Genomic DNA, 20,144 nt, shown 5'->3' with positions numbered 1-20,144 from the left:
CCCCGCGACACGATCCACATTTTTGCCGGCAACGACACCGGGCCGCGGCTCGGGTGTCGTACCGTGCCGGGCGGCCCGACGCCGGTCGGGCCGGTCACATCACGCCACCGCCGCCTCTCGAAGACGGAATTGCGCGACGGCATCGCTCAGCCGCGTGCTCTGATCCTCGAGCGACAGCGCAGCGGCGGCCGCCTCTTCCACCAGCGCCGCATTGCGCTGCATCGTCTGCTCCATCTGGATGACCGCGGCATTCACCTGCTCGATGCCGGCCGACTGCTCGTCGAATGCGATGCTCGTCTCGCCCATGATCGCGTTCACGCGCCCGACCGCGGCGACGAGTTCGGTCATCGCCGAGCCGGCGAGCGCGACGAGGCCGCTGCCGTCTTCGACGCGCTGCGCCGAATGGCCGATGAGTTCGCGAATCTCCTTCGCCGCCGACGCGCAGCGCTGCGCGAGCCCGCGCACCTCGGTCGCCACCACGGCGAAGCCACGCCCCTGTTCGCCCGCGCGCGCCGCTTCGACCGCGGCATTCAACGCGAGGATGTTCGTCTGGAATGCGATGCTTTCGATCACGCCGACGATGCCGGAGATCCGCGTGGAGCTGTGCGAGATCGCCGACATCGTTTCGATGACGCGCTGCATCGCGTCGCCGCCTTTGGACGCGATCCCGGCCGCGCCTTCCGCGTAAGTGCGCGCATCGCGCGCGTTGTCCGCGTTCTGGCGCACGGTCGCCGTCAGCTGCTCCACGCTCGCCGCCGCCTGCTGCAGCGACACGGCCTGCTGCTCCGTGCGCGCGGACAGGTCGACGTTGCCGCTCGCGATCGTGCGGACGTCGCCGACGATCGTCTCCGTGCTCGAGCGCACCTGGTTCACGGTTTCGACGAGGCCGTCCTGCATCCGCTTCAACGCATTCAGCAGATACGCCATTTCGTTTTCGCCGGGAATGACGACCGTGCCGGTCAGGTCGCCTTTCGAAATCCTGTCGAAATGCGCGACGGCGAGATGGATCGGCGCGATGATCGCCTTCGCGAGCACGCGCTGCGCCAGGAAGCCGACGATCAACGCGAACAGCGCGACCGCCACCATGGCCCACACGATCCGGTGGAAGCGCTCGCCGGCCGCGTCGTAGCGCGCCTTCTGGCGGGCGACCTGGAACGATTCGAGCGCGTCGATCGCTTCCTGGTAGGCGGTGAAGAGCGCCGGCGGCGCGGTGCGGTGCGTGTCGAGGAAGTCGAATGCGTTGTCGTGATCGAGTTGCGACATCGCCTTCAGGAACACCTGGTCGAGCAGCGCACGACGGCGATTGCGCAGCGTGTCGAACAGCGTTTGCTCGTCGGCGTCGCGCGCGTGCAGGCGCGTGTACGCGTCCAGTTCGTCGTCGCTCTGCTTGAGGAGCGTGTGGAGTTGCGCGATTTCCGCCTTCGCGGGCTGGCCGGCGCTGATGATCTGCGCGACGTCGCTCACGCGCTCGCGCAGCACGAGCATGCGCTCCGAGCTGGTTTTCAGGTGCAGCAGCGACGCGGTGTCGTCGCGGTACATCGCTTCGAGCGAGCCGTTGCCCGCGTAGAGGGCGGCGATGCACGCGCCGACGACCAGCACGAGCAGCGCCGTATAGCCGGCGATGGTCGCGACGAGTCCGCCGCGGATGGTGAGTTTTCGCATGACGTTCCCTTGCCGGCGGCCCGACGGGCGGCCAACGGCGGATGTGGATTCCGGATCACGAACGACCACGGGGCGCCGCGTCGAAATGCGGGGCGCCGGGGTTGCGAACGGGTTAACGGCAGGCGCGGCGCGGCGGTTTTATCCGCACGCGACGCGAATCTGAACGAATGCGACAGAAGGGCGGTGGTGGAAGGCGGATACGTTGCCGAGGTGAACGGCGTGCCGACGGCCGAGGCGCGCTTCGCATGCACGGGGTGCGATGCGCCCGGATCGCCGACGGTCCCGGCTGTCGATTATTCGCCGTCCGCCAGCCGAGACCGGATCTCGTCAACCGACGGATCGCGCTGATGCGTGGCGATCTGCCAGGTGTTTCCCCACGGGTCCCTGACCATCGCGCGCCGGTCGCCGTACGGCATGTCGGCCGGCATTTCGAGCGAAGTCGCGTTTGCGGCCATCGCCCGGCGATAGGTCGAGTCGGTGTTCTCGACGTAGACGTAGAGAAACGCCGGCGTCGGATCGCGCAGGCCGTCCCCGCCGCTCACCATCACGACGGAATCGCCGATCCTGATTTCGGCTGGCAGTCCTGAACGGAATTCGCCCCGCGCGTGAAAAACTGCCTTGATGAACGCGATCAGGTGCTCGGGATCGGGAACGACGATGCGAGGCGTGACGGTATGCCACCCGTCGGGCTGGAATCGGGCCATGTCGAGCAATCTCGGGAGGGATTCACCGCGCATTGTCCTCCGGGCGCGGTGTGTGCGCAAAGGGGCGGCGGCACCGATTTCGATCGGTGCCGCCGCCTCCGCGCCATCGTCAGGCGCCCGTCCGGAACCCGAGCGTCGTTGCCTTCGCGCGCAATTCGGCGAAACGATCGACCGCCGGACTGGATGACGGACTGGCCGCCATTTGCGACGGATCGATGCCGGACACCGAGCCGGACGGCGCAGGTGCGGTTTCCCCGGGACACGTTCCGCCGAACGGCCCTTGCGCGACCGTGAACGCCGGTGCATCCGTGCGCGGCGCGTCGGTGAAATCGAGCGCGTAAGCGAGATTGAACGTCGCCGGGTCGCTGCCGCGTACGCCGAGCGGCTTCAATCCGAAACGCCACTGCAGCAGCGCATGAATCGAGCTCGGGTCGAACGGATAGCGCGTCACCGTGCCCGCGCGAACGCGCGGACCGAGCAGCGCAAGCGGCACGCGAAAGCCGAGCTTGCCGTCGTTGCCGATTGCGTGCTCGCTGTTGCTGATCGGCCGGATCGGCGGCACCACGTGCTCGAGAAAACCGCCCCACTCGTCGTACACCACGATCATCAGCGTGCGGCTCCAGCTGGGGCTCGTACGCAACGCGTCATAAACCTGGTTGAGAAACGCCTGCCCGTCGCGAATATCCGCATGCGGATGATCGTCCGCGGAAGCGCCTTGCTGCTCGCCCGTGAAAGCCGGGTCGACCATGCAGAACGGCGGCAGCGTTCCCGCCGCCGCATTCGACAGGAAATCCGAAAACGTATGCGAGATGCCGATATAGCGCGTGCCGTACAGCGCGGTGAACGGCACGTCGTGATAGTAGTAGCTGCAACCGACGTTGGCGTCGCTCAGGTTGTCCCAGATCGTGCGCAGCGACGAGTTGTCGGGGGTGTCGGTGAGGCGGTCGGTGGCGCCGCTGTGCAGGTAGAGGCGATTCGGAAACGTGTTGGTCAGGATGCCGGTGAAGTAGAAGTCGCCGATCGTGTAGCTGCTCGCCACGGCGCTGAAGAACGGCAGGTCGGCCGACGTGTAAAAGCCGATCGGCAGCAGGTCGCCGCGCGTCAGGCTCGTTCCCGGCGTCAGGAGCCAGCCGTTCATCGCGCCCGAAGCCAGTTGCGTGCGCGCGCCCTCGTAGCTGTGATTCGGGTCGTGGTATGCGCATGCCTGATAGCCGTAAGCGGGATTGGCCGACAGCGGGAACGGCGAGTCGATCCCGCCGAACGCGTCCTTGAATTGCTGATTGGCGGGCATGCCCTCGGCGCCGGGCACCCAGCTCAGGTAGTGGTCGAATGAACGATTTTCCATCGTGACCAGCACGATGTGATCGATGCCGGAACTCGCGGGATCGGGCAACGCCGGCCGCGGAAGGTTGTAGCGATCGCGTCCGTTCGGCGACGGCGTGTCGCCGATCGAAGGCGCGGGCGCGTTGCCGTCCGAACTGGGTCCATTGCCGTCTCCGCCGCAACCCTGCAGCGCAACGCTGCCGGCCATCGCTGCAACACCGGCGAGAAAGCGCCGGCGATTGTAGCGCCGATATGCATTCGTCTCGTCCATGACGACGTCTCCTTCGTGATGGGATGCGGCGTTGACCGGCCGGTCACGCATCGCCGCCGCGAAGCGACGCGCACTCGCCGTTGGAGATCGCGAGCGGGCGCAAGGCGCAAGCTTCATGCCCGTTGCGGAGGGCTCGGCGTGTCGTGCACGCTGTCGGGTCGCCCGCTTCGTGCGAACGCGGCCGCCACGCGCTGCGCACGGCCGTCGCGCGTTCGCCGTCGACCGAGATGTTCATCGCGGCGCATCGTTCGGTCACCTGTCGATCCCGCGGCTGTCGTCAGACGATTGCGCGGCGCAATTGCACAGGCCGTTGGTCAAAAGGAACTCGGCGAACCGGATGCCGAAAGCAGGAAAGGGGCATCGCGCCCGCGCGCGACGCCCCTTCGCATCGGCCGGCGGCCGTAGCCGCTCGCATCCGTCAGTTGTAGATATCGAACGAGAAATACTTCTTCGCGATCCGCTGATACGTGCCGTCCTGAATCAGGCTCGCGAGCGCCTGATTGATCTGCGTGCGCAGCGCGTCGTCATCCTTGCGCACGCCGATCGCGGAGCCGACGCCGAGCGTCTTCGGATCGTGCAGCGGCGGCCCCGCGAATTCGAAGTTCGCGCCCTTCGCGGTCTTCAGGAAGCCGAGATCGGCCTGCACCGACGATTGCAGCGACGCGTCGAGGCGCCCCGCAATCAAATCCTGATAGACGAGATCCTGCGTCTGGTACGTGCGCACGATCACGCCCTTCGGTTCCCAGTACGTGCGTGCATAGGTTTCCTGCGTCGACCCCTGCTCGACGCCGACGCTCTTGCCCGCGAGCGACCCGGCCGTCGGTTGCAGATTCGAGCCGCGTCGTGCGACGAGGCGCGGCGGCACATTGTTGATCTTGTCGGTGAACGCGATCTGTGCGAGGCGCTTCTCGGTCACGCTCATCGACGACGGCACGCCGTCGAACTTGCGCGCCTTCAGCGCGGGGATCATCCCGTCGAAGGCGTTCTCGACCCACACGCAGCGCACCTTCATGCGTTCGCAGATCGCATTGCCGAGATCGATGTCGAAGCCGACGAGCTTGCCGTCCGGCGCGAGCGATTCGAACGGCGCGTAGCTGGGATCGACGCCGAGGCGCAGGACGGCCGGGTCTTTCGCGGCGGCGGCGCCTGCCGTCAGCGCAAGCGCGACGGCGATGACGAGTTTTTTCATGATTGTCTCCAAGATCGATTGATGTCGTGTGCGGTGAAGCGAATGCGGCCGGTGGGCGTGACGGCCCGCGCCCGGCCATGCGCGGGCGGCTGGACGAGCGCCGGAAGATGCCGGCGTTCGTCCGGATCAGGGAATCCGGTGGTTCGGTGTCAGCGCGCGGCGCCGGCGATGCGCGCCATGTTGCGGCGGTAGCCGGCGGGCGAGAACGCGGCATTCAACGCGGCCATCGACGCGATCACGCCGACATGCAGCCACCACGCGATCGCGAAGCTGCCGCCCGCGTCGCGCAGCCAGCCGATCAGCCAGGGGCTCGCGGCGACGATGAGGAAGCCGATGCCCTGCACGAACGCGGCGAGCGCGCCCGCGAGCCGCGCATCGGGCACGTGGTCGAGCGTGACGATCAGACTCATCGAGAAGAAGCCGACGAAGCCGATCGTCTGCAACGCGAGCGTGAGCCACAGCACGGGGCGGCGATCATGCGAGCGTTTCGCGAGCAGCGGCATCGCGAGCGCGCCGGCGGCCTGGAACAGCGCCATCCACGCGAGCAGGTTGCCGCTCGCTTGCGCGCTCAGGCCGACGCTGCGATAGAACGCGGGCAGCCACGCGACGAGGCTCGCGTAGCCGCTGTTGCTGAGGCCGAAGAACAGCGCGAGTTGCCATGCGCGCGGAATCCGGACGAACGCGGCGACGGGCGCCGAAACCGTCGCGGCATGCACCGCGTCGCGCGGCGCCTTCGCGCGCCACAGCGCGAGCGTGACGAGCGCGGGCACGGCCCAGACGGCGAGCGACAGATGCCAGCCGCCGTGCGCGGCGAGCCACGGGCTCGCGACCGCGCCGAATGCACCGCCGCCGACCAGCGCGGCCGAATAGAGGCCCATCGCGAGCGGCAGCCGGTCGACGAACCAGCGCTTGGCGAGGCCCGGCGCGAGCGACTGGACCACCGCGACGCCCGCGCCCGCGACGATCGCCGTGACGACCAGCCCGATGCTGCTGCCGGTCCACAGCCGCGCGGCGCAGCCCGCGGCGATCAGCGCCAGCGCGGTGGCGAGCGCGCGCTGCTCGCCGACGCGTCGTGCGAGCCCGACGCCGACGCCGGCGACGACGCCCATCAGCACGAACGGCAGCGTGGTCAGCAGCGCGGCCGCGCGGAAGCCGAGGCCCGTGTCGGCACGCACGATGTCGAGCACGGGGCCGAACGCGGTCAGGAACGGACGCAGGTTGAGGCCGGCGAGCACCAGCAACGCGAGTGCGCCGCAGGATACGGAAGCCGCGTGCGGGCGGGAGACGGCTTGCGCGGTGCCGGGGTCGGTCATCGAAATGCTCCAGGGGGCCGGTGGCCCTGTGATGCGATGCCGAAAGGGTAAAGGCGCGCTTGCCCAGGTGAAAATTAAATATTCGACTGGGTGTCAGTGCGGATTGCGATGGCGCGGCGCCGGGCGCAACTTCGACGCGCTACGCGGCCGGCACGTGCGGTTCGCCGGCCCGTTCGCGGGCCTTTTCACGCGCGGCGACGAGCGTCCGGATGCGCGCACGATCGGCCGGCGTCGCCGGCGTGAAGATCACGAGGCTCAGGTCCGGGCGGCCGGTCACCGAGAACGCCGAGTATTCGAGCGCGATCCGGCCGGCCTGCGGATGACGAATCTCCTTCGTTCCTTCGTCGTGCGAATGGATGTCGTGGTCGCGCCACATCGCGTCGAACTCGGCGCTCGTCGCGCGCATCTCGTCGACGAACGTCTGCACGGCCTGCGTCGCCCCGCCGCGCGCGACGTCGGCGCGAAACGCGCCCACCGCGAACCGCGCGACGCGTTCCCAGTTCTGCTGCGCGTAGCGCACCCCGGCATCGACGAAGATCAGCCGCAGGATATTGCGCGCGGGCGGCGGCAGCGTTGCATAGTCGGTCAGCGTCGCGGCGGCCGCGTCGTTCCACGCGACGACGTCCCACGTCGCCGTGCGCACGATCGCGGGGCTGGCGTCGAGCGAATCGAGCACGTGCTGCAGGCGCGGCGTGACGTCGCTGCTCGCGTGATAGCGCACCTCGGGCGGATGGCCGAGGCCGATCAGGAACAGATGCTCGCGTTCGGCGTCGTTGAGCAGCAGCGCGCGCGCGAGCCGGTCGAGCACGTCGGCCGACGGCGCGCCGCCGCGGCCCTGTTCGAGCCACGTGTACCACGCGGCGCTCACGTGCGCGCGCTGCGCGACTTCCTCGCGCCGCAGTCCCGGCGTGCGGCGGCGCGCGACGGGCAGCCCGAGCGCGACCGGATCGAGTTTCTCGCGGCGGTCCCGAAGGTACGCGCCGAGCAGGTTGTCGGATGCGTCAGCCATAGCCTGTTAGTTCGTTTACCGGTAAACCGTCACGTCTTCACCGCGCGCGACGGTCGACAGATAGTAAGCCTCTCATTCATTCGGAGGTGTCGAAATGCGTGTCTTTGTAACGGGAGCGTCGGGTTTCGTCGGCTCCGCGGTCGTTGCGGAACTCGTGGGCGCCGGGCATGCGGTGCTCGGTCTCGCGCGTTCCGACGCGGCCGCCGAGGCGGTCGCGGCAGCGGGTGCCGAGGTCCATCGCGGGTCGCTGGAGGATCTCGACAGCCTGACGCGCGGCGCCGAAGCCGTCGACGCGGTGATCCACACGGGGTTCAATCACGACTTCTCGCGCTTCGCGGAAAACTGCGAGCTCGACCGCCGCGCGATCGAGACGATCGGTGCGGCGCTCGCGGGGTCGGCGCGGCCGCTGATCGTCACGTCGGGCCTCGCGCTCGTCGCGCCCGGCCGCGCGGCGACGGAGGACGATCCGCACGTGCCGGTGTCGGCGACTTATCCGCGCGCGTCGGAAGCGACGGCGGCCGCGCTGGCCGCGCGCGGCGTGTGCGCGTCGGTCGTGCGCCTGCCGCCGTCCGTGCACGGCGACGGCGATCACGCCTTCGTGCCGCGCCTGATCGCGCTCGCGAGGGAGAAGGGCGCGTCGGCGTATCTCGGCGACGGCGGCAACCGCTGGCCGGCCGTGCACCGGCTCGATGCGGCGCGCGTGTACCGGCTCGCGGTCGAACGCGGCGCGTCCGGCGCACGCTATCACGCGGTCGACGATACGGGCGTGCCGTTTCGCGCGATCGCGGACGTGATCGGTCGCCGGCTGAACGTGCCGGTCGTGTCGAAATCGGCCGCGCAAGCGGGCGAGCATTTCGGCTGGTTCGCGATGTTCGCGGGAATGGATGCGCCCGCAACGAGCGAGCGCACGCGCGCGCTGCTCGACTGGGCGCCGGTGCAGCCGGGACTGCTGGCCGACATCGACCGGCCGCGGTACTTCGAGACCTGATGCGCGAATGCGCGGGGCGTGCCGTCGTTGTCGGCCGGCACGCCCGTCGCGCGTCATTCGACCGGATGCAGGTCCTGCAGCAGCGTCGGCACGAGCTCCGACACGGTCGGGTGGATGTGCATCGCGCGGCTGATCGTCGTGTACGGCGCGCCGGCGGCCATCACGTCGAGCAACCCGTGCACGACCTCGTCGCCCGTCACGCCGAGGATCGACGCGCCGAGGATCGCATGGTTGTCCGCGTCGACGATCACCTTCATGAAACCCTGGCTCTCGCCTTTTTCGACCGCGCGACCGACCCGCGTCATCGGCCGCGTGCCGACCAGCAGCCGGCGGCCGGTCTGCCTCGCTTCCGCGAGCGTCATGCCGACGCGGCCGAGCGGCGGATCGATGTACATCGCGTACGCGGCGATGCGGTCGGTCACCTTGCGCGGATCGTCGTCGAGCAGGTTGGCCGCGACGATCTCGTAGTCGTTGTACGCGGTGTGCGTGAATGCGCCGCGCCCGTTGCAGTCGCCGAGCGCCCAGATGCCGGGCACGTTGGTGCGCAGCTGGTCGTCGACGGTGATGTAGCCGCGCGCGTCGACCGCGACGCCGGCCTGCTCGAGTCCCAGATCGTCGGTGTTCGGCACGCGGCCGACCGCGAGCAGCAGGTGCGAGCCCGCGACCTCGCGGCGGCCGCCGGTGCAGTCGAGACCGACCACGACGCCGTCGCCGTCGCGTCGCGCGGTCAGGCAGTTCGCATCGAGCTGCACGTCGATGCCTTCGTTCGCGAGAATCTCGTGCACGGCCTGCGAGACGTCCTCGTCCTCGCGCCGGATCAGACGCGATCCTTTCTCGACGATCGTCACCTGCGAGCCGAAGCGTCGGTACATCTGACCGAATTCGAGCCCCACGTAGCTGCCGCCGACGATCACGAGATGCTCGGGCAGGAAGTCGACGTCCATCATCGTCGAGTTGGTCAGGTACGGGACCGAGTCGAGGCCCGGCATCGGCGGAATTTGCGCGCGCCCGCCGACGTTGATGAAGATGCGGTCGGCTTCGAGCACGTCGTCCCCGACGCGCACCGCATTCGCCCGCTCGAATCGGGCATGACCCTGAAACACGGTCGTGTTCTCGAGCCCGCGCACCCATTGTTCGACGCCGTGGTTCGAGCGCCCGGAAATCCGGTCCTTGCGCGCCTTCACGGCCTTCATGTCGACGCTGACGGGGCCGACCGACACGCCGTATTCGGCCGCGCGACGTGCAAGCTGCGCCGCGTACGCGCTCGCGATCAGCGTCTTGGTCGGAATGCAGCCGGTGTTCACGCAGGTGCCGCCGAAGCGGCCGCGCTCGACGATCGCCACTTTCATGCCGGCGCCCGCGAGCCGCGCGGCGAGCGGCGGACCGGCCTGGCCCGTGCCGATGACGATCGCGTCGAAGTGTTGCGTCATGACGTCCTCCTGCGCTGGTTCAACGTGGGAAGGGTAGCGCGCAAGACGCATGCCGCGTCGGCGCGCGTCCGAACGGCGACGAGCGCCTATGGTAGACCGGTTGGCGGGGGGAGGCGAGTTGCGCCGATGCAAGCGGCGGAACATGGTCCGCCGACGGTTTTTCAGTCCTTGCGCCGCCATTGGCCGAACGTCACCGGCCGGTGCGCATCGGCGCGCGTGACGGTGACTTCGTCGGGCTTGTCGTCGAGCGGAAACGACTCGGTGTAGATCTCGCTGGCGAACAGCCAGCCGTGCGTGCGCGGGTCGTAGCGGAACGTCACGTAGTCGCTCCAGTGCTGGCCGCACGCGACGAAGTTCTGCACGGTGAAATAGCGGCCTTTCACCGAGAGGCCGCTGTCGGCGGCGTCTTCGGGATCGAACGGATCGCACTGGGCGCCTTCGTTCGCGCGCAGGACCACGTGGTCGTTGCGCGCGGCGAGCCGGTACGCGCGATCGGGCCGCTCCTCGAAGATCAGCAGCGGGCGGGGCGACGGCTGCCCGCGCGAATCGGCCGCGCGATGCACGACGACGAGAAAGCTGCGCCGTCCGTCGCCGAGGTCCGGCCCCGCTTGCGCGACGAGCGGCTGGTAGCCGGACGGCAGTTGCGTCGCGATGGATTGCGGCAGGCCGTCGGCCCATGCGCCGGACGACAGCGCGGCGAGCAGCGCGAGGAGGGCGCGACGCGCGGTCGTGCCCATCACAGATCCCGCCCGAGAAACGCGGTGCCGGGCACCGGATTGAACGCCACGGGCGGCGCGGGCGTGAAGCCGAGCGAATCATACAGTTGCCTTGCGGCGACGAATTCGGGCAGCACGTCGAGACACATCCGCGCATAACCGGCCGCCTTCGCGTCGCGCAGCAGCCGTTCGACGAGCTGGCGGCCGACGTTCAGCCCGCGCGCTTCGGGGCGCACGTATACGCGCTTCATCTCGCACGTCGTCGCGTCGATTTCGCGAAACGCCGCGCAGCCGACCGCGCGCTCGCCGCGCCACGCGAGCAGCAATTGCCCGCGCGGCGCCGCGTATTTTCCCGGCAGCGCGGCGAGCTCGGGCTCATAGTCCTGGAACGCGAGGCTGACCGTGGGGCTCGCGATGTACTCGCGGAAAATCGCTTCGACGACGGCGGCATCGTCGGGATAGCGGGCGGCGCGGATCTCGATCATGGGGGCGTGGCGCGATGGCGGAAACGGCACCCAGCATAGCAGCGCGCGGGTGCTTCCGGCGGCCCGCGAAGCGTGCCAGAATCGTCGACTTCACCGTCGGGATTCGACACGCCGGCGCCGGCGCTTCGGCGTCGCTGATCAAGGAGACTTCGATGACTGCATCGGCTGCCGTACTCGCCATTCTGGCCGCGCTGTGGCTTGGCGCGATGATTCCGGGCCCGAGTTTCGTGCTGGTCGCCCGCAATTCGATCGGGCTGTCGCGCCGCGACGGGCTCGCGACCGCGCTCGGCATGGGCGTTGGCGGGATCGCGTTCGGCGGCGTCGCGCTGGCCGGGCTCTACACGCTGCTGCAGGCGGTCGAATGGCTGTACGTGGGCCTCAAGCTCGCGGGCGGCGCATACCTGATCTACATGGCGTCGAAGATCTGGCGCGGCGCCGACCGGCCGATCGCGATGGACGATTCGCAGGCCGTCGTCGCCGGCAGCGCGCGCAAGTCGTTCTGGACCGGCCTCACGACCCAGCTCAGCAACCCGAAGACGGCGATCTGGTACGGCAGCATCTTCGCTGCGCTGTTGCCGCAGCATCCGCCGCTCTGGTGCTACCTGGCGCTGCCGCCGCTCGTGTTCGGCGTCGAATTCGGCTGGTACACGCTCGTCGCGCTGTGCTTCTCGACCCGCCGGCCGCGCGAACTCTACCTGCGCGCGAAGAAGTGGGTCGACCGCGTCGCGGCCGGCGCGATCACGCTGCTCGGCCTGCGGCTGATCCTGAACGCGCCGAAGGCGGGGATCTGACGGCAGGCAGTCTCGCCGTTGCATTCCCGACCGGCATGCCGCCACGGCCGGTCATTCCGGCACATGGCGTGACCGGTGGAGCCACGGCCCCGAGTCACCGCCCCCTTGCCCGCGCACGCGCGCGTCACGCCGCCGGAAACCGTTCGAGCAGGGCCGCGAACCGCGCGTCATCCGGAAACGCCGTCACTTCATACCGCACCGGCCGGTGCGCGGTGGCCGTCATCAGGTCGCCGCAGGCGTCCCGCAGCGCGGCCATCGGCACGTGGGCCGACTGCCGCGTCGCTTCCCGATAGAGCACGACGATGTCCGTCTCGGGCAGCAGCGTCGGCACGCCGTCGCTCCACACGCCGACGCTGAACAGCTCGCCGTTCTGCCGCCGGTACACGGTGTACGACGCCACGAAGACGTCGATGCCGTCCCGCTTGTGGAGGTCGTCCAGTAGCGTCCGCTGATCCTGGTAGTCGCCCGCGAGCTCGTCCACGCGCAACGCGTGCAGCTTCGCTTCCAGCCCTGCCGGGACGAAATTCCGCCACGCGGCGCCGTCCCAGCGCAGCATCAGCGGCGGCAGCGGACGCGGCTGCGCGCGCGCCTGTTCCGCGAGTTCGACCATCGTCGCGAGCCCGGCCGCGTTGCGGTCGCCGGTGAGCAGCAGCACGGCCCGGTTCGGCGCCATCACCACCGGCGCGCCGGAGATCGGCTGGCGGTGCAGCAGGTCGGTCAGCAATAGCCGCGCCGCGTCGTAGTAGTCGCCGAACTGCGACAGGAACACGCCGTCGCGCAACGCGGCCCACGGCGTCGACGACGCACCGCGCAGGTTGTCGATCGCGATGTCGCATGCATCGTCGAAGCTGACGCCCCATTCGGCGAGCCGCGCGCTCGTCAGCCGCGCGACGCTGAATTCGCCGTCGTACGCGATGCCGATCTCGAGGTTCTCGCACAGCGTCCGGAACGCGACTTCCGACGCGGCCGGCTGCCCGGCGAGCTGCAGCGCGACCGTGCCGCGCTCGGTCGCGCTGCGGATCACGGGGCGCAGCCGCGCGCGGACGTCCGCGAAGTTCGCCGGAATCTCGTGCTGCATCATCGCGCTCGCCTGGCGCTGCAGCGTCGCTTCGCGCTCGGCCGGCTTCGCGTCCGCGTAGTCGCGGAACAGGTTGTGCAGGTTGATGATGTTCGACGGGACATCCGCTTGCACGAGACGGCCCTTGTCGTCCTCGTGAAGCCACTCGCGCGTGTCGCCGGTCGCGCGCAGCGCGGCGATCAGGCGGGCGGCGAAATCCTGCCGGGTTGGCGGTTTGCTGAAGCGCTCGCGCAGGCGCGCGACGAAGTCGGAAAGCATCGTGAGCGGTCGGGCAGGCCCGTCTGTTATCAGTCGTTGTCATGGGCGGCGGCGCCCGTCTCCCGGGGCGCCGCCTGCGTCCCGCGGATATCGGCCGGATATCCATGTGCGTCCGGCGGCCCGCGCGCCGGCTGCAAATCGACGCGGGCCCGCATCGGGCGCGAATCGCGCGGCGGGTGTCGCGATGGTACCGCACGTCAGTGACGGAAACGCATGCGCGCGAACATTATGGTCCGGCGTGAATCGGCACCCGCCGGGGCGGCTTCGGAGACCGTCCGGATGCGTGGCCGGCGCCGCGCCGGCGCACCGGGAATCCCCGGCGATCGGCCCGCGAGCCTTGTGCTGCGGGCGTTCGGGCCGGTTGCGCGGCATGCCGGGGCGGGCCGCTTCCCCGATTCTGGCGGTCGACCTCCCGACGACGTGTAAACTGCTGCCTTTTTTGACGGTTTGCAGCATGGTGCAAGCAACCTCGCGCCCGGCACTGAGCGGCCCGACGCTCGTCCGGCTGCTCGCGCGCCTGACCGATGCCGACGTCGCGGAATCCCGGCAGACGCTGTCGGACCGCCTGAGCCAGTGGCTCGGCTGGACCGACGCGATCACGCTGTCGTCCGCGCTGAATGCGAGCCCGCCCGGCGTCGCGGCCGGCGTGCGTGGTTACGACGCGGAGCGTGACTGCGCGCGCGTGCGTCACGACCTCGCGCAGGCGATCACGGCCGCCCACCGCCCGCGCACGCGGCGGCGCCCCGGCGAGTTGCCGCCGCCGCCCGCCGACACGGCCGACTTCGCCGATTTCCGCCAGAGCTGTCTGTCGCTCCAGCAGGAAATGGAGACCGCGATCGGCCAGTTGCGCGGCCGCCTGCGGGTCGCGGTCGCCGCGCGCTCGTCCGGGATGGCGCGGCTCGCGACGCTCGACGCGATCATGGAGCGCGTGCTCGGCGCGCGCGAGCGCAGCCTGCTGTCCGCCGTGCCCGCGCTGCTCGGCACGCGCTTCGAGCGGCTGCGCGACGCGGAACGGCAGGCGCTCGCCGACGCGCAAGCGGCGGCCGACGCCGATGCCGACGGCGACGCACCGTCCGTCGCGGCGATCGTGCCCGGCACGTGGCTCGACACGTTCCGCAACGAGATGCAAAGCATCCTGCTCGCCGAACTCGAAGTCCGGTTTCAAACGGTAGACGGGCTGCTCGCGGCCCTTCGTACCTGCTAATCCCTACGCTATGTCCAGAATTCGTCTTGATCTCGTTGTCTTCATCGCCGGTCTGCTCGCAGTGTGCTGGATCGGCGTCGGCTATATCGCGTCGAACCCGCTCGCGACGGCCGTCACGCTGCTGATCGGCGCGTGCTACGTCGCCGGTGCGTGGGAACTGCGGCGCTACCGGCAGGCCACCGCCGCGCTGTCGCGCGCGGTGGCCGGCCTGACCGAACCGCCGGCGAAGCTCGACACGTGGCTCGATACGCTGCCGCCGGGCCTGCGCGGGGCCGTGCGGGCGCGTGTCGAAGGCGCGCGCGTCGCGCTGCCGGGGCCGTCGCTCACGCCGTATCTGGTCGGCCTGCTCGTGCTGCTCGGCATGCTCGGCACGCTGCTCGGGATGGTCGTGACGCTGAAGGGCACGGGCGCCGCGCTCGAAAGCGCGACCGACCTCGACGCGATCCGCGCGTCGCTGATCGCGCCGGTGAAGGGTCTCGGTTTCGCGTTCGGCACGTCGATCGCGGGTGTCGCGACGTCCGCGATGCTCGGCCTTCTGTCCGCGCTCGTGCGCCGCGAACGGCTCGACGCGGGCCAGCAGCTCGACGCGAAGATCGCGACGACGCTGCGCGTGCATTCGTCCGCGCACCAGCGCGACGAATCGTTCCGGCTGCTGCAGCGCCAGGCCGACGTGATGCCGGCGCTGGTCGACCGGCTCCAGACGATGATGACGACGCTCGAGGCGCGCAGCGTCGCGCTGCACGATCGCCAGATCGAAAGCCAGCAGGCGTTCTTCGATCGGACCGAGCGCGCGTATGCGGGCCTGGCATCGAACGTCGGCGACGCGCTGAAGGAAAGCGCCGCCGAGAGCGCGCGCGTGGCCGGTGCCGCGTTGCAGCCGGTCGTCGCGGCGACGATGGCGGGGCTCGCGCAGGAGATGGCCGCGCTGCGCGACACCGTGACGGGCGCCGTGCAGCGTCAGCTCGACGGGCTGACCGACGGTTTCGAGAAGACCACCGGGAACGTGACGGCCGTCTGGAATCGCGCGCTCGACGAGCAGCGCCGCGCGGGCGATGCCGTCGCGCAGCAGCTGCAAACGACGCTCGGCCAGTTCACCGACACCTTCGCGCAGCGTTCGACGGACCTGCTCGACGGCGTCGCGACGCGCCTCGAATCGACCGAAAGCCGGCTGTCCGATGCGTGGCGCGATGCGCTCGCGCGCCAGGAGCAGGTCGGCGAGACGCTGGCCGGCCAGCATGCGCAGGCGCTCGGCGAAGCCGCCGCGACGTTCGAGCGGCATTCGGGCGCGGCGCTTGCCGCGATGCGCGAGTCGCATGCGGCGCTGCAAACGCAATTGGCCGCGCGCGACGAGGAACGCCTGACGGCGTGGAATGCGTCGCTGACCGCGATGGCCGCGAAGCTCGGCGACGAATGGCAGCGCGCGGGCGCGCATAGCGCGGGCCGTCAGCAGGAAATCTGCGATGCGCTGGCGCAGACGACGCGCGATCTGACCGCGCAAGCGTCCACGTTCGAACAACGCTCGAACGATCTGCTGTCGACGATTCGCGAATCGCACACGGGCCTGCAAGCGCAACTGGCCGCGCGTGACGAAGAACGTCTGGCGGCGTGGAACGATTCGCTGGCCGCGATGGCTGCGAAGCTCGGCGACGAATGGCAGCGCGCGGGTGTGCACAGCGCGGGCCGTCAGCAGGAAATCTGCGATGCGCTGGCGCAGACGACGCGCGATTTGACCGCGCAAGCGTCCACGTTTGAACAACGCTCGACCGATCTGCTTGCGACGATTCGCGAATCGCACACGGGCCTGCAAACGCAACTGGCCGCGCGTGACGAAGAACGTCTGGCGGCGTGGAATGCGTCGCTGACCGCGATGGCCGCGAAGCTCGGCGACGAATGGCAGCGAGCGGGCGTGCACAGCGCGGGCCGTCAGCAGGAAATCTGCGACGCGCTCGCGCAAACGACACGCGATCTGACCGCACAAGCGTCCACGTTCGAACAACGCTCGACCGATCTGCTTGCGACGATTCGCGAATCGCACACGGGCCTGCAAACGCAACTGGCCGCGCGTGACGAAGAACGTCTGGCGGCATGGAACGATTCGCTGGCCGCGATGGCCGCGAAGCTCGGCGACGAATGGCAGCGCGCGGGCGTGCACAGCGCGGGCCGTCAGCAGGAAATCTGCGACGCACTCGCGCAAACGACGCGCGATCTCACGGCACAGGCGTCCACGTTCGAACAACGTTCGAACGACCTGCTTGCGACGATTCGCGAATCGCACGCGAGCCTGCAAACGCAACTGGCCGCACGCGACGAAGCACGCCTGTCCGCATGGAACGACTCGCTCGCTGCCATGGCCGCCGCGCTGCGCGACGAATGGGCGCGGACGAGCGCACAGGCCGCGACGCGCCAGCAGGACATCTGCGACACGCTGACCCGCACCGCGAACGACATCACGGCCCAGGCGCAGGTGCACGCGAGCGACACGATCAACGAAATCTCGCGCCTCGTGCAAGCCGCATCCGAAGCGCCGAAGGCCGCGGCCGACGTCGTCGCCGAACTGCGCCAGCGTCTGTCCGACAGCATGGTGCGCGACACCGCGATGCTCGAGGAGCGCAGCCGCCTCCTCGCGACGCTCGAGACGCTGCTCGGCGCGGTCAACCACGCGTCGACCGAGCAGCGCACCGCGATCGACGCGCTCGTCAGCACGTCGGCCGACCTGCTCGACCGCGTCGGCGCGCGCTTCAACGACACCGTCGATGCCGAAACGCGCAAGCTCGATTCGGTGGCCGCGCAGGTCACGGCGGGGGCGGTCGAGGTCGCGAGCCTCGGCGATGCATTCGGTGCGGCCGTGCAGGTGTTCGGCGAATCGAACGACAAGCTGCTGAACCACCTGCAGCGTATCGAGGCGGCGCTCGAGAAATCGCTCGCGCGCAGCGACGAGCAGCTCGAGTACTACGTCGCGCAGGCGCGCGAGGTGATCGATCTGAGCATGATGTCGCAGAAGCAGATCGTCGAGGACCTGCAGCAGATCGCCGGTCGGCGGGCATCGGTCGGAGCGTAACGCATGCACGACGAAATCGACGACGGCGCGCCTTCCGCGCCGGTGTGGCCCGCGTTCGCCGACCTGATGTCGGTGCTGCTCGGTGCATTCGTGCTGATCCTCGTCGGCGTGATCGGCATGCAGCTGCAGCTCACGTCGAAGCTCGAGGAAGCCGTGCGCGCGCGCCAGCAGGAAGCGCAGCAGCGCAAGTCGCTCGAAGAAGCGCTCGCCGGGCCGCTCGCGGCCGGCCGCGTGACGCTCGTAAACGGACGCATCGGCATCAGCGGCAACGTGCTGTTCGCGCTGAACTCCGACCAGCTGCAGCCCGAGGGCCGCGATCTGCTGAAGACGCTCGCCGCGCCGCTGGCCGCGTACCTGAAGACGCGCGACGAGATCCTGATGATCAGCGGCTTCGCCGACGACCAGCAGGTGCGCGCCGGCAACCGCCAGTTCGCGGACAACTGGGAACTGTCGGCCAAGCGCGCGCTGACGGTCACGCGTGCGCTGATCGACGCCGGCGTGCCGGCGCCGTCGGTGTTCGCGGCCGCGTTCGGCTCCGAGCAGCCGGTCAGCTCGAATGCGGACGATGAAGGCCGCGCGAAGAACCGCCGCGTGGAGATCGCGCCGGTGCCGCGCAAGACCGCATCGAGCGGAGGGAAGGCGAAGTGACGGACGACGCGACGCACCTGCGCGCGACGCTCGACGCGTGGCGCGAGCAGGGCGCCGACCGGCTGGATCCGGTGCGCTTCCATCGGCTCGACGCGCTCGAAAAGCGCGCGGCCGCGCTCGACGGCGACGCGCGCGCGTTGCTCGATGCGCGGCTCGCGACGCTGCTGGAAGGGTTTGCGGAGATCGTCTCGCGAGCCGGTGAGACGGCAGCCGCGAGCGAGACGGCGCAAGCCGCCGCCCGGGCGCCCGCGCGCGGCCTGCTCGGCGGGCTCGTCGAGCAGCTCGCGCGCGATGCACAGGCCGATCGAAGCGGGATCGATCCCGAACTGATCGACTACTTCCGCACGACGTGGTCGAAGGTCCGCACCGAACAGCAGTATCGCCAGTCGCTCGACCAGGTGCCGCGCAACGCGGGGCCGCTCAATTCGAACAGTCTCGTGCATCGGTCGCTCGCGACGATGCGCGAATTGTCGCCGGAATACCTGCAGCAATTCATGTCGTACATCGATGCGCTGGCGTGGCTCGAGGATCTCGCCGGCGGCGGCGCTCAGCCCGAGAAGGAAGCGCCGCGCGCGAAGGTCGCGAAGCCGACGAAACCCGCGAGGAAGACCACGCGCGCCAAGGCGCGATAACGCACGACCTCGGCCGGCCGCCGCGCGGGTTGTCGTCTAGCGACCCGGCGCCTGTGCGTCGATCGCCGCGCGCAGCGCGTGCAGCGCGTCGGTCAGCGCCGACGCGAACGTCGGATGCGCGGCGATGCCCGCCGCGTCGAGCCGGCTGCCGAGGATCGGCAACGTGATCGACGCGCGCTCGACGATGCACGCGGACATCACCGACAGCGTTTCGCGCAGCGCCGCGTCCGCATGCGTCGCGCGCGGCGACGCGTTCAATACCGCGACCGGCTTGTACACCACGGCCTCGCATCCCACGACCCAGTCCAGCGCATTCTTCATCACGCCCGTCACGCCGTGCGCGTATTCCGGGCTGGCGATCAGCACGCCGTCCGCCGCGTTCAGCCGCTCGATCAGGTCGCGCACCGCGGCCGGCGACGGATATTCGGTATCGGGATTGAACAGCGGAAACTCGCCGAGACGATCGAAACGCGTGATGCGCATCCCGCGCGGCGCGACGCGTGCGGCGGCGTCCAGCAGCGCCGCGTTGTACGACTGCGCGCGAAGGCTGCCGCACAGCGCGACGATGTCGATGCGGCGTTCGGAATCGGTTCGGAGTTCGGTAGCCATCGGGGAGCGTCGGGAAGGGTGGCTTGCGCGGCGACGCCGCGCGAATCCGACGGATTATCGCATCGGTGCGTGAGCGACGTGGCGCGCGTTCGCGACGCGGTGCAGGCGATGCCAGTCGCGTCCTTCCCGCGGAAAATTCGCGTCCTGACGTCCCACGGCGCGCGTATCGATCATCCCGGTTACGCGCGCCAGGTCGCCGAGTGTCCATCCGTTGCCGAGCAACAGCCGGCGCGTATGCAGCGCACCGTACACGTCGTCCGCGACGGCCTCGCCGAGATAGCGCAGCGCGCGGCCTTCGACGTCGACGAAGCCGTGCCGGTAGTCGTGCGCGAGCGCGGTCCAGAGCTGCGCCGCGCCGATCGACTGACGTGCGCCGCTGATCAGGCACAGGCCCGCGTCGAGGCCCCATCGATACAGCGTCGTCGCGAGCCCCTTGCGTTGCGCGGACCCGCGCAGCCGCGTGTGCGGCGCGCGCAGGTAGCGGTCCGCGCGGCGCGGCAGTTCGGGAAGCCGGTTGAAGATCGTGTAGCCGGCGAGCTGCCGGGCCGACGGATCCTCGACGTAAAGGAAGTATTCGCCGTCGGCCTCGCGGTGGCGGACGATCAGGCCCGAGTCGCCGAGCGCGACGGCCGGCAGGCCGTGCAGGCGATGGCCCGGCTGGTGCAGACGCGCGTAGAGCGTGTCGAGTTCATCGTCGATGTCGTGCTGGGAATGCTGTACGTCGATACGCATGGCAAAAGGCGCCCGTCCCGGGCGCATCGAGAAAGGGGTTCATC

18 protein-coding genes are annotated in these 20,144 nt (G+C 69.6%); 6 read left to right on the top strand and 12 right to left on the bottom strand.

The genetic code is table 11. From position 1 onward, the window contains the following. Window positions 1–99: 99 nt before the first annotated feature. From WS49_RS19365 to WS49_RS19335, 6 genes are all read right to left on the bottom strand, one after another. Window positions 100–1,662, bottom strand: coding sequence for a methyl-accepting chemotaxis protein (locus WS49_RS19365; protein ID WP_059531988.1), 1,563 nt, complete (start codon window positions 1,660–1,662; stop codon window positions 100–102). A gap of 293 nt (window positions 1,663–1,955) precedes the next feature. Then, on the bottom strand, window positions 1,956–2,366 hold the full coding sequence (locus tag WS49_RS19360; RefSeq protein WP_059531985.1) for a VOC family protein: 411 nt from the start codon (window positions 2,364–2,366) through the stop codon (window positions 1,956–1,958). A 109-nt stretch (window positions 2,367–2,475) separates the two neighbouring features. Continuing rightward, a complete protein-coding gene (locus WS49_RS19355) occupies window positions 2,476–3,960 on the bottom strand; it encodes an alkaline phosphatase family protein (protein WP_059531982.1) in 1,485 nt (494 codons plus the stop codon). 418 nt (window positions 3,961–4,378) lie between these two features. Next, window positions 4,379–5,149, bottom strand: coding sequence for an ABC transporter substrate-binding protein (locus WS49_RS19345; protein WP_059531976.1), 771 nt, complete (start codon window positions 5,147–5,149; stop codon window positions 4,379–4,381). Window positions 5,150–5,298: 149 nt separating this feature from the next. Then, entirely contained in the window at window positions 5,299–6,462 is a 1,164-nt protein-coding gene (locus tag WS49_RS19340; RefSeq protein WP_059531973.1) for an MFS transporter, read from the bottom strand. Window positions 6,463–6,601: 139 nt separating this feature from the next. Beyond that, complete coding sequence (locus WS49_RS19335) at window positions 6,602–7,471, bottom strand: helix-turn-helix transcriptional regulator (protein ID WP_059531970.1); 870 nt, start codon at window positions 7,469–7,471, stop codon at window positions 6,602–6,604. Window positions 7,472–7,565: 94 nt separating this feature from the next. On the opposite strand from WS49_RS19335, the gene WS49_RS19330 reads away from it, so the two are divergent. Continuing rightward, window positions 7,566–8,459: an SDR family oxidoreductase gene (locus WS49_RS19330; RefSeq protein WP_059531967.1), complete on the top strand. Its 894-nt coding sequence runs from the start codon at window positions 7,566–7,568 to the stop codon at window positions 8,457–8,459. A 53-nt stretch (window positions 8,460–8,512) separates the two neighbouring features. Here WS49_RS19330 and WS49_RS19325 read toward each other — a convergent pair whose 3' ends face one another. The 3 genes from WS49_RS19325 to WS49_RS19315 form a co-directional block, all read right to left on the bottom strand. Further along, entirely contained in the window at window positions 8,513–9,889 is a 1,377-nt protein-coding gene (locus WS49_RS19325; protein ID WP_059531964.1) for an FAD-containing oxidoreductase, read from the bottom strand. A gap of 161 nt (window positions 9,890–10,050) precedes the next feature. Beyond that, window positions 10,051–10,626 (bottom strand): hypothetical protein, encoded by a 576-nt coding sequence (locus tag WS49_RS19320; protein ID WP_059531959.1) that lies wholly within the window; start codon window positions 10,624–10,626, stop codon window positions 10,051–10,053. Continuing rightward, window positions 10,626–11,090 carry a GNAT family N-acetyltransferase gene (locus tag WS49_RS19315; protein WP_059531956.1) on the bottom strand — a complete coding sequence of 155 codons (465 nt, stop codon included), beginning with the start codon at window positions 11,088–11,090 and terminating at the stop codon, window positions 10,626–10,628. Before WS49_RS19315 ends, WS49_RS19320 begins: the two co-directional genes overlap by 1 nt. Before the next feature lie 152 nt (window positions 11,091–11,242). On the opposite strand from WS49_RS19315, the gene WS49_RS19310 reads away from it, so the two are divergent. Next, entirely contained in the window at window positions 11,243–11,881 is a 639-nt protein-coding gene (locus tag WS49_RS19310) for a LysE family translocator (protein ID WP_059532414.1), read from the top strand. 124 nt (window positions 11,882–12,005) lie between these two features. Here WS49_RS19310 and WS49_RS19305 read toward each other — a convergent pair whose 3' ends face one another. Continuing rightward, entirely contained in the window at window positions 12,006–13,217 is a 1,212-nt protein-coding gene (locus tag WS49_RS19305; protein WP_059531953.1) for a hypothetical protein, read from the bottom strand. Between the two features lie 454 nt (window positions 13,218–13,671). Between WS49_RS19305 and WS49_RS19300 the strand changes: the two genes are divergently transcribed. Genes WS49_RS19300 through WS49_RS19285 form a run of 4 tightly spaced genes read left to right on the top strand, consistent with a single transcriptional unit; the run spans window position 13,672 to window position 18,759 of the window. Next, the gene (locus tag WS49_RS19300; RefSeq protein WP_059531950.1) at window positions 13,672–14,421 is read left to right on the top strand and encodes a DUF3348 domain-containing protein; all 750 of its coding nucleotides are present in this window, start codon (window positions 13,672–13,674) and stop codon (window positions 14,419–14,421) included. A gap of 10 nt (window positions 14,422–14,431) precedes the next feature. Next, window positions 14,432–17,479: a DUF802 domain-containing protein gene (locus tag WS49_RS19295; protein WP_059531948.1), complete on the top strand. Its 3,048-nt coding sequence runs from the start codon at window positions 14,432–14,434 to the stop codon at window positions 17,477–17,479. Between the two features lie 3 nt (window positions 17,480–17,482). Continuing rightward, window positions 17,483–18,127, top strand: a complete 645-nt coding sequence (locus tag WS49_RS19290; RefSeq protein WP_059531940.1) for an OmpA family protein — start codon at window positions 17,483–17,485, stop codon at window positions 18,125–18,127. Next, entirely contained in the window at window positions 18,124–18,759 is a 636-nt protein-coding gene (locus tag WS49_RS19285) for a DUF2894 domain-containing protein (protein ID WP_059531937.1), read from the top strand. Before WS49_RS19290 ends, WS49_RS19285 begins: the two co-directional genes overlap by 4 nt. A gap of 36 nt (window positions 18,760–18,795) precedes the next feature. On the opposite strand, the gene WS49_RS19280 is transcribed toward WS49_RS19285, so the two are convergent. Further along, on the bottom strand, window positions 18,796–19,368 hold the full coding sequence (locus tag WS49_RS19280) for an NADPH-dependent FMN reductase (protein WP_059531935.1): 573 nt from the start codon (window positions 19,366–19,368) through the stop codon (window positions 18,796–18,798). Window positions 19,369–19,422: 54 nt separating this feature from the next. Next, window positions 19,423–20,100, bottom strand: coding sequence for a histone acetyltransferase (locus tag WS49_RS19275; protein ID WP_179949274.1), 678 nt, complete (start codon window positions 20,098–20,100; stop codon window positions 19,423–19,425). Window positions 20,101–20,144: the final 44 nt, after the last annotated feature.

The sequence above is a fragment of the Burkholderia sp. RF7-non_BP4 genome (genome assembly GCF_001521935.1).
GTDB classification, from domain to species: Bacteria; Pseudomonadota; Gammaproteobacteria; order Burkholderiales; family Burkholderiaceae; genus Burkholderia; species Burkholderia diffusa.
This window is presented reverse-complemented; position numbering and strand designations above follow the sequence as displayed.

Coding starts and splice junctions, on each gene's coding strand:
- WS49_RS19365 (WP_059531988.1), bottom strand. CDS start 1,662: ATGCGAAAACTCACCATCCGCGGCGGACTCGTCGCGACCATCGCCGGC.
- WS49_RS19360 (WP_059531985.1), bottom strand. CDS start 2,366: ATGGCCCGATTCCAGCCCGACGGGTGGCATACCGTCACGCCTCGCATC.
- WS49_RS19355 (WP_059531982.1), bottom strand. CDS start 3,960: ATGGACGAGACGAATGCATATCGGCGCTACAATCGCCGGCGCTTTCTC.
- WS49_RS19345 (WP_059531976.1), bottom strand. CDS start 5,149: ATGAAAAAACTCGTCATCGCCGTCGCGCTTGCGCTGACGGCAGGCGCC.
- WS49_RS19340 (WP_059531973.1), bottom strand. CDS start 6,462: ATGACCGACCCCGGCACCGCGCAAGCCGTCTCCCGCCCGCACGCGGCT.
- WS49_RS19335 (WP_059531970.1), bottom strand. CDS start 7,471: ATGGCTGACGCATCCGACAACCTGCTCGGCGCGTACCTTCGGGACCGC.
- WS49_RS19330 (WP_059531967.1), top strand. CDS start 7,566: ATGCGTGTCTTTGTAACGGGAGCGTCGGGTTTCGTCGGCTCCGCGGTC.
- WS49_RS19325 (WP_059531964.1), bottom strand. CDS start 9,889: ATGACGCAACACTTCGACGCGATCGTCATCGGCACGGGCCAGGCCGGT.
- WS49_RS19320 (WP_059531959.1), bottom strand. CDS start 10,626: ATGGGCACGACCGCGCGTCGCGCCCTCCTCGCGCTGCTCGCCGCGCTG.
- WS49_RS19315 (WP_059531956.1), bottom strand. CDS start 11,090: ATGATCGAGATCCGCGCCGCCCGCTATCCCGACGATGCCGCCGTCGTC.
- WS49_RS19310 (WP_059532414.1), top strand. CDS start 11,243: ATGACTGCATCGGCTGCCGTACTCGCCATTCTGGCCGCGCTGTGGCTT.
- WS49_RS19305 (WP_059531953.1), bottom strand. CDS start 13,217: ATGCTTTCCGACTTCGTCGCGCGCCTGCGCGAGCGCTTCAGCAAACCG.
- WS49_RS19300 (WP_059531950.1), top strand. CDS start 13,672: ATGGTGCAAGCAACCTCGCGCCCGGCACTGAGCGGCCCGACGCTCGTC.
- WS49_RS19295 (WP_059531948.1), top strand. CDS start 14,432: ATGTCCAGAATTCGTCTTGATCTCGTTGTCTTCATCGCCGGTCTGCTC.
- WS49_RS19290 (WP_059531940.1), top strand. CDS start 17,483: ATGCACGACGAAATCGACGACGGCGCGCCTTCCGCGCCGGTGTGGCCC.
- WS49_RS19280 (WP_059531935.1), bottom strand. CDS start 19,368: ATGGCTACCGAACTCCGAACCGATTCCGAACGCCGCATCGACATCGTC.
- WS49_RS19275 (WP_179949274.1), bottom strand. CDS start 20,100: ATGCGTATCGACGTACAGCATTCCCAGCACGACATCGACGATGAACTC.